This is a genomic window from Micromonospora deserti (genome assembly GCF_003236335.1).
Lineage (GTDB): Bacteria > Actinomycetota > Actinomycetes > Mycobacteriales > Micromonosporaceae > Micromonospora > Micromonospora deserti.
On the sequence record NZ_POUB01000265.1, the window covers coordinates 1 to 8,325 of the forward strand.

General features: G+C 72.0%; 7 protein-coding genes and 1 pseudogene. 7 read left to right on the plus strand and 1 reads right to left on the minus strand.

Features of this window, described 5'->3' with window-relative positions:
* A pseudogene (locus tag C1I99_RS26165) lies at nt 1–1,079 on the plus strand (DNA polymerase III subunit gamma and tau); the annotation flags it as partial.
* Nucleotides 1,080–1,099: 20 nt separating this feature from the next.
* Here C1I99_RS26165 and C1I99_RS26170 read toward each other — a convergent pair.
* Nucleotides 1,100–2,164: a DUF2332 domain-containing protein gene (locus C1I99_RS26170; protein ID WP_111136852.1), complete on the minus strand. Its 1,065-nt coding sequence runs from the start codon at nt 2,162–2,164 to the stop codon at nt 1,100–1,102.
* A 159-nt stretch (nt 2,165–2,323) separates the two neighbouring features.
* On the opposite strand from C1I99_RS26170, the gene C1I99_RS26175 reads away from it, so the two are divergent.
* The 6 genes from C1I99_RS26175 to C1I99_RS26200 form a co-directional block, all read left to right on the plus strand.
* Nucleotides 2,324–2,632: a YbaB/EbfC family nucleoid-associated protein gene (locus C1I99_RS26175; RefSeq protein WP_233512723.1), complete on the plus strand. Its 309-nt coding sequence runs from the start codon at nt 2,324–2,326 to the stop codon at nt 2,630–2,632.
* Nucleotides 2,633–2,640: 8 nt separating this feature from the next.
* A complete protein-coding gene (gene recR, locus C1I99_RS26180; protein WP_111136853.1) occupies nt 2,641–3,234 on the plus strand; it encodes a recombination mediator RecR in 594 nt (197 codons plus the stop codon).
* A gap of 328 nt (nt 3,235–3,562) precedes the next feature.
* A complete protein-coding gene (locus tag C1I99_RS26185) occupies nt 3,563–5,227 on the plus strand; it encodes an ABC transporter substrate-binding protein (protein WP_111136854.1) in 1,665 nt (554 codons plus the stop codon).
* 78 nt (nt 5,228–5,305) lie between these two features.
* Nucleotides 5,306–6,310 carry an ABC transporter permease gene (locus C1I99_RS26190; RefSeq protein ID WP_111136855.1) on the plus strand — a complete coding sequence of 335 codons (1,005 nt, stop codon included), beginning with the start codon at nt 5,306–5,308 and terminating at the stop codon, nt 6,308–6,310.
* A complete protein-coding gene (locus tag C1I99_RS26195; protein WP_111136856.1) occupies nt 6,307–7,269 on the plus strand; it encodes an ABC transporter permease in 963 nt (320 codons plus the stop codon). Before C1I99_RS26190 ends, C1I99_RS26195 begins: the two co-directional genes overlap by 4 nt.
* Nucleotides 7,270–7,337: 68 nt before the next feature.
* A partial coding sequence (locus tag C1I99_RS26200) for an ABC transporter ATP-binding protein (RefSeq protein ID WP_111136857.1) occupies nt 7,338–8,325 on the plus strand: 988 nt, incomplete at its 3' end.

Sequence of the window (8,325 nt, forward strand, 5' to 3'; positions counted from 1 at the left end):
CCTCGGACCCGGCCACCCCCGCGCCGCCCCGGCCCGGGTCCGAGGTGCCCGGCGCGCTGGACGCGGTGGCGGTGCGCCGGGTCTGGCCGGAGGTGGTCGGCAAGGTCAACCGGACCAACAAGCGGATCGCGGCGTTGATGCGCGACGCGGTGGTACGCGAACTCGACGGCGACACGCTGGTGCTGACGGTGAAGTCGACGGTGCTGGCGAAGATGATGTCCGACCACGCGCCGGTGCTCACCGACGCGCTTTACGAGGAGTTGGGCGGGCGCTGGCAGATCCGCTGCGAGGTGGCCGGCGAGCGGGGTGGGGTGTCGCTCGGCGGCCCGCGCGCCGCGGCCGCTCCGGCCCGCCCGACCGCGGGCGGTCCCGCCTCGGCTGGCTCGTCCTCGGCCGGGTCCGCCACCGGCCGGTCCCCGGACGGTCCCGGGGCGGGCGGCTCTGCGCCGGGCGGACAGACCGGCGGCGGCCCGTCCGGTCGCCCGGCCACGGGTGGCGGGATCGCCCCGGGCGCGGGGACCGGCCAGGGCGGCGGGATCGCCCCGGGCGCGGGCGGCGGGACCGATGACGGCGAGGACTGGCCCGAGCCGGCCCGCCCCGGCGGGTCCGCGCCCAGCCCTTCCGGCGGGGGCGACGACTGGCCGGAGCCGGCCCGTCCCGGCGGCACGGGATCCCCGGCCGCCACCGCGGCGACGGCACCACCCGCCCCGCCGAAGCAGTCCACCGCCGGGACCGGCACCGGTGCCCCGGCGAGCAGCGCGATCGCGGCGGCGCGGGCGGCCGCGGCCGGGCGCGGTGCGCGTACCGGTCCGGCGGCCCGACAGGCGGCGGACGCGGACTGGGCCGGCGAGCCGCCGTACGACCCGGACTACGACGGGCCGATCCGCCCCGGTGGCGGCCAGCCGGCGGGCCCGGCACAGCCGGCGACCCCGGTCTACGAGGGGTTCGACCCGGGTGACGAGCCGCTGGACGAGGTGATCGACGAGCGGACCGCCCGGGAGTCCAGCGAGGAGCAGGCGGTCCGGCTGCTCCGCGAGGCGTTCGGCGCCGAGAAAATCGACGAGGTCGACGCGCGCTGATCTCCGGCCGGCCGGCCGGCTCAGACCGTCCAGGCGGGCAGCCCGTGCGGGTGGGCCTCGGCGAGCACCCGCTCCGGCCCGGCGCCGATCCGGGCGCGCAGCTGGAACCGGTGCCGCCCGTCCTGCTCGTACGGCTCGAACAGCAGGTGCGCGAAGGGCGCGCCGGCCGCGGCCAGCCGGTCGAGTTCGGCGGTGACCCGTGCCCACTCGTCGGCCGGCACGTACTGCCGCATCACCGAGTGCCACACCACGGTGAGCGTCCCGGGGCGCGGGTCGAGCCCGGCCAGGAACTCCGCCGCGCCGACCCGGTCCACCCGCGCCGGCACCCGCCGGGCCAGCTCCAGCGCCCCGCCCAGCCGGGTGGCGCGCGCGGTGTGCTCCGGCCAGAGGTACGCCCGTAGCGCCAGCGCGCCGTCCTCGCTGCCCGGGTCGAGTGGCGTGACGTCGCAGCCGAGCCGCTCCACCACGGTCAGCTCCGGGTAGGACCGCGCCGCCTCGCGCAGCCAGCCGGGCACCCCGTCGCGCCAGGCGCCAGGCAGCCGCACCGGGCTGTCCTCCGGTCCCCAGGCGAAGCCGGGCGCCGCCACCCGGAACCGGTCGGCGCGCAGGTTCAGCCCGGCGCTCGCGCCCAGCTCGACCAGCCGTACCGGTAGCCCCCTGCTCTCCTGGACCGCGTGGAGCAGACCCGCCAGCAGCAGGTTCGCCCGGCCGACCTCGTTGGTTTGCGGCGGCCGGCGCAGCCAGCCCCGCACCGCGTCCCGCCGGTCGGCGACCACCGCCCGGAACGCGGCCCAGGCGGCGTCCGCGTCCTCCGGCCGGTACGCCCCACCGGCGCTGGGGTAGAAGCGGGCGAGCTGCGGGGCCTGGCCGGTGAGCACCAGGGCGTGTACCCCGCCGAGCAGCCGCAGCGGCACCGCGGCGGTGGACGGCGCGCCGGTCCACCCCGCGACGGCGTCGGCGCACGGGCCGCCGGCGCGGACGTCCTCGGCCGTGTGCACGAGCAGGTCGGCGTAGAGGGGGGCGGCCATGTTCCGGCATGCCCGGGCCTGCTGTTCCATCACCGCGGCGGCCTGGTCCAGCGACATCCACAGCCTCCCTCCGCTCGGTCCCGTGATCGTCCGCCGGGACCCGCCGCGACGGGAAGCACCGAACGGGGCGAGGCTGGTCACAGCGACTAGGCTGGTCGGCGGCCGACAGACGAGTGCGAGAAGGAGCCATCAGTGCGCCCAGGTGGACAGCCGAACATGCAGCAGATGCTGAAGCAGGCGCAGAAGATGCAGCAGCAGATCGCCAAGGCCCAGGCCGAGCTCGCCGAGGCCGAGCTGACCGGCACCGCGGGCGGAGGTCTGGTGACCGCGACCGTCGCCGGCACCGGAGAGCTCAAGAGCGTCAAGATTGATCCGAAGGCGGTCGACCCGGAGGACGTGGAGACCCTGGAGGACCTGGTCGTCGCGGCCGTGCACAACGCCGCCGAGGCGGCGCGGGAGCTGACCGAGAAGAAGATGGGCCCGGTCGCCGGCGGCATGGGCGGCCTCGGCCTGCCCGGGTTCTGAGCCGGCAGATGTACGAAGGCGCCATCCAGGACCTGATCGACGAGCTGGGGCGGCTCCCGGGCGTGGGCCCGAAGAGCGCGCAGCGGATCGCCTTCCACGTCCTGTCGGCCGATCCGGCCGACGTCAACCGGCTGGCCGGCGCGCTGCGCAAGGTCAAGGAACTGGTGCGGTTCTGCACCAGCTGCTACAACGTGGCCGAGTCCGAGCAGTGCCGGATCTGCCGTGACCCGCGCCGCACGGACGAGGTGCTCTGCGTGGTGGAGGAGCCCAAGGACGTGGTGGCGATCGAGCGGACCGGTGAGTTCCGTGGCCGGTACCACGTGCTCGGTGGCGCGATCAACCCGCTGGAGGGGATCGGGCCGGACAATCTCCGCATCCGGGAGCTGATGACCCGGCTCGGCGGCGGCGGGGTGCGGGAGCTGATCCTGGCCACCGACCCGAACACCGAGGGCGAGGCGACCGCCACCTACCTGGCGCTGATGGTGAAGCCGATGGGTATCGCGGTCACCCGGTTGGCCAGCGGCCTGCCGGTCGGCGGTGACCTGGAGTACGCCGACGAGATCACGCTCGGCCGGGCCTTCGAGGGGCGCCGGGCCGTCTGAGCACTGTCGATGGCCGGTGCCGGGAACCCGGTGCCGGCCATCGTCGTACGCGGCTTGGGTGCCACGGCTTCGTCCACTTTGTGTTCTGACATGTGGGCGAACGCGGCGACGATCGATGTAACAAATCCGCATCGGCAAACCCGGACAAAACGCGCCTTTGGTGGCGGTCTGCGCCGCCGTTCGGCGCGGGGCGCATCGGTTAAGACACGATCCGGTACCAACCGCTTCGTCAATAGTTTCCCGCAGGTCCGGACGGAAGCTAAGGTCACCGCCATCGGTGACCCCTGTCACCACGTTGTCCGTACCCCCAAGGACGAGGTGAAGCACCATGCGTGCATCCAGGCCCAAGGTCGCGATCGCGGCCGTTGCGGTCGCGGCCCTCGCGGTAGCAGGCTGCGCCGAGAGCAACCGCGATGACAGTTCCGGCGGTAGCAAGAAGGACACCCTGGTCTTCGGCGTAGCCGGCGACCCGAAGGTGCTCGACCCCAGCTTCGCCAGCGACGGTGAGTCGCTGCGCGTGGCGCGTCAGGTCTTCGAGACCCTGGTCCGCCCGGAGGAGGGTGGCACCAAGGTCACCCCCGGCCTGGCCGAGTCCTGGACCCCGGACGCCGCTGGCACCACGTGGACCTTCAAGCTCCGCTCCGGCGTGAAGTTCCACGACGGCACCGACTTCAACGCCGAGGCGGTCTGCAAGAACTTCGACCGCTGGTACAACGCCAAGGGCCTCATGCAGAGCCCGGACGTGACCGCGTACTGGCAGGACGTCATGGGCGGCTTCGCCAAGAACGAGAGCGCGGACCTGCCGCCGAGCCTCTTCAAGTCCTGCACGGCCAAGGACGCGACCACCGTCGACCTGGCCTTCACCCGGGTCTCCAGCAAGATCCCGGCCGCGCTGATGCTGCCGTCGTTCTCCATCCACAGCCCGACCGCGCTGGAGAAGTACGACGCCAGCAACGTCGGCGGTACCGCCGAGGACATCAAGTACCCGGCGTACGCGACGGAGCACCCGACCGGCACCGGTCCGTTCAAGTTCAAGTCCTGGGACGTCGCCAACAAGACGCTGACCCTGGAGCGCAACGAGGACTACGCCGGCACCAAGGCCAAGCTGAAGACCCTCATCTTCAAGACCATCTCCGACGAGAACGCGCGCAAGCAGGCGCTGCGCTCCGGCGACATCCAGGGGTACGACCTGGTCGGCCCGGCCGACGTCGAGCCGCTCAAGGGTGAGGGCTTCAACGTCCTGACCCGCCCGGCGTTCAACGTGCTCTACCTGGCGATCAACCAGAAGGGCAACCCGAAGCTCGCCGACATCAAGGTCCGGCAGGCCATCGCGCACGCCCTGAACCGGCAGGCGCTGGTCGACTCGAAGCTGCCCCCGGGCGCCAAGGTCGCCGAGAACTTCATGCCGGACACCGTCGAGGGCTGGAACGGCGACGTCACCAAGTACGAGTACAACCCGGAGAAGGCCAAGCAGCTGCTGGCCGAGGCCGGCGCGTCGAACCTGACCCTGCGGTTCCACTACCCGACCGAGGTCACCCGGCCGTACATGCCGAACCCGAAGGACATCTTCGAGCTGCTCTCGGCGGACCTCAAGGCGGTCGGCATCAACGTCCAGGCCACCCCGCTGAAGTGGAGCCCGGACTACCTCAACGCCACCACCTCCGGCAACAAGCACGACCTGCACTTCCTCGGCTGGACCGGTGACTACGGCGACGGCTACAACTTCATCGGCACGTTCTTCGACCGGCCGAAGGACGAGTGGGGCTTCACCAACAAGGCCCTGTTCGACCAGTTCAAGGACGCTGACACCACCGCCGACCAGGCGGCCCGGGTGGAGAAGTACAAGGCCCTGAACAAGGCCATCATGGACTTCCTGCCGGGTGTCCCGGTGTCGCACTCGCCGCCGGCGATCGTGTTCGGCAAGGACGTGACCGGGGTCAAGGCGAGCCCGCTCACCGACGAGCGGTTCTCCACCGCCGAGTTCAAGTCCTGATCTGACGCTCCGACCGCGGGCGGGCGCTGGGGATCCCAGCGCCCGCCCGCGATCCTCCGTACCCCTTTCGAGGCCACCGTGTTCCGGTTCATCGTCAGACGCCTGCTCCAGCTGATACCGACGCTGTTCGGGCTCTCCCTCCTGCTCTTCATCTGGCTCCGCCGGCTGCCCGGCGGTCCCGAGACCGCCATCCTCGGCGAGCGCGGGACGCCCGAGATGCGCGCCGCGATCCGGCGCAACCTCGGTCTCGACGAGCCGATCCTGGTGCAGTACGCCCGGTTCGTCCGGCGACTGATCCGCCTCGACCTCGGCACCTCCACCTCCACCAAACGTGCCGTCACCACCGAGTTCATCGAGCGCTTCCCGGGCACGGTCGAGCTGACGATCATGGCGATGATCATCGCCATCGGCATCGGCATCCCGCTCGGTTACCTGGCCGCGCGCCGCCGGGGCCGGCTGCTCGACCACCTCTCGGTGGGCGGGTCGCTGATCGGCATCTGCATCCCGGTCTTCTTCCTGGCGTACGTACTGAAGGCGATCTTCTCGGAGAACCTCGGCTGGTTCCCGTCCAGCGGCCGGCAGGACCCGACCCTCGGGGCGACCCGGATCACCAACTTCTTCGTCCTCGACGGGCTGATGACCCGGGAGTGGGACGCCGCCGCCGACGCCATCTGGCACCTGGTGCTGCCCGGCCTCGCGCTGGCGAGCATCCCGCTGGCGATCATCGTCCGGATCACCCGGGCCAGCGTGCTGGAGGTGCTCAACGAGGACTTCGTCCGCACCGCCGAGGCCAAGGGCCTGACCGAGCGGACCGTCCGTAACCGGCACGTGCTGCGCAACTCGATGCTGCCGGTGGTCACCTCGATCGGACTGCTCACCGGCGGCCTGCTCTCCGGGGCGGTGCTGACCGAGACCGTCTTCGCCTTCAGTGGCATCGGCGCCTTCGTCGCCGAGTCCATCAGCCAGCGCGACTATCCCGTGCTGATGGGCTTCATCATGATCATCGCGGTGGTGTACGTGCTGGTGAACCTCCTGGTCGACCTCTCCTACAGCCTGATCGACCCGAGGGTGAGGGTCCGATGACGATCACCAGCGGCAAGAAGAAGGAAAAGATCGACCGGCTCGCCGAGCTGGCCGCCCGCGACGACGAGCGCGGCGTGAGCCTCTGGCAGGAGGCGTTCCGCCGGCTGCGGCGCAACCCCGCGGCGATCGTCGGCGCGGTCATCCTCGCCCTGTTCGTCCTGGTCGCCCTCGTCGGGCCGTTCCTCGTCCCGTACGCGCCGGACGCCCAGCTGTGGAAGGGCGAGGTCCGGGAGAACATCGGCTACATCCCGGGGGTGCGGGCGGAGAACTGGTTCGGCGTCGACCACATCGGCCGCGACGAGTTCAGCCGCATGGTCGTCGGCGCCCGGCAGACCCTGCTGGTCGGCGTGGTCGCCACCCTCATCGGTCTGGCCGTGGGCTCGCTGATCGGCGGGATCGCCGGCGCCGCCGCCGGCCTCGGCGGCCGCTGGGGACGCGCGCTGGACAACGTGCTCATGCGCTTCATCGACATGCTGCTGGCCATGCCGAGCCTGCTGCTGGCGATCAGCATCGCCGCCCTCCTCGGCGCCGGCCTCACCACCGTCATGATCGCGGTCGGCGTGGTCTCGGTGCCGGTCTTCGCCCGGCTGCTCCGCGGCTCGATGATCTCGCAGGCCAACAGCGACTACGTGCTGGCCGCCACCTCGCTCGGGGTGAAGAAGCCGAAAATCGCGCTGACCCACGTGGTGCCGAACTCGCTCGCCCCGGTCATCGTCCAGGCCACCCTCACCCTGGCCACCGCGATCATCGAGGCCGCGGCGCTCTCCTTCCTCGGCCTCGGCAACAACGACGCGTCCATCCCCGAGTGGGGCGTGATGCTCGCCGACGCCCAGCGCTACCTCGACGCCGCGCCCCGGCTGGCGATCCTGCCCGCCCTCGCCATCATCATCACCGCGCTGGGTTTCACCCTGCTCGGCGAGGCGATGCGCGAGGCCCTCGACCCGAAGCTGCGGAAGTAGGTGGATCCCGTGTGTGCAGCACGAGGAGCGAGCCTGCCAGCCCCGCGGCCGCGAACGGAAGGCCGGTAATGGCACTGCTCGAAGTGGACGACCTCTCCGTCACGTTCGCCCGGCGCGGCCAGCGCACCGTGCACGCCGTGGACGGGGTCTCGTTCTCCGTCGACGCCGGCGAGGTGGTCGGCCTGGTCGGCGAGTCCGGCTGCGGCAAGAGCGTCACCTCGCTGGCCATCATGGGGCTGCTGCCGAAGCAGCCCGGCCTGCGGGTCGGCGGCAAGGCCGTGTTCGACGGCACCGACCTGCTCCAACTCGACGACCGGTCCCGGCGGGACATCCGGGGCCGGGACGTCGCGATGATCTTCCAGGACCCGCTCTCCTCGCTGAACCCGGTGATCCCGATCGGCTTGCAGGTCACCGAGGTGCTGACCCGGCACCGGGGGATGAAGGGCGACGCGGCGGCGAAGGAGGCGGCCGCGCTGCTGGACCGGGTCGGCATCCCCGACCCGAAGCGCCGGCTCAAGGAGTACCCGCACCAGCTCTCCGGCGGCATGCGCCAGCGCGCCCTGATCGCCATGGCGGTGGCCTGCCGGCCCCGGCTGCTGATCGCCGACGAGCCGACCACCGCGCTGGACGTCACCATCCAGGCGCAGATCCTGGAGCTGCTCAAGGAACTGGTCCGGGACTCCGGCACCGCACTGGTGATGATCACGCACGACCTGGGTGTGGTCGCCGGCATGTGCGACACCATCAACGTGCTGTACGGCGGCCGGGTGGTGGAGACCGCCCGCCGCCGGCCGCTGTTCCGCGAGCCACGGCACCCGTACACCGTGGGGTTGCTCGGCTCGGTGCCGCGCCTGGACGCCGGGCGCGGCGAACGGCTCAACCCGATTCCCGGCTCGGTCCGCGACATGCTGTCCTGGCCGGACGGCTGCGCCTTCGCCCCGCGCTGCGCCCGCCGGGTCGACGAGTGCGTGGGGGAGCCGCCGGAGCTGGTGCACGCCCACGACGGCCGCAGCTACCGGTGCGTAAACCCGGCACCGATCCCGGGCACCCTGCCCC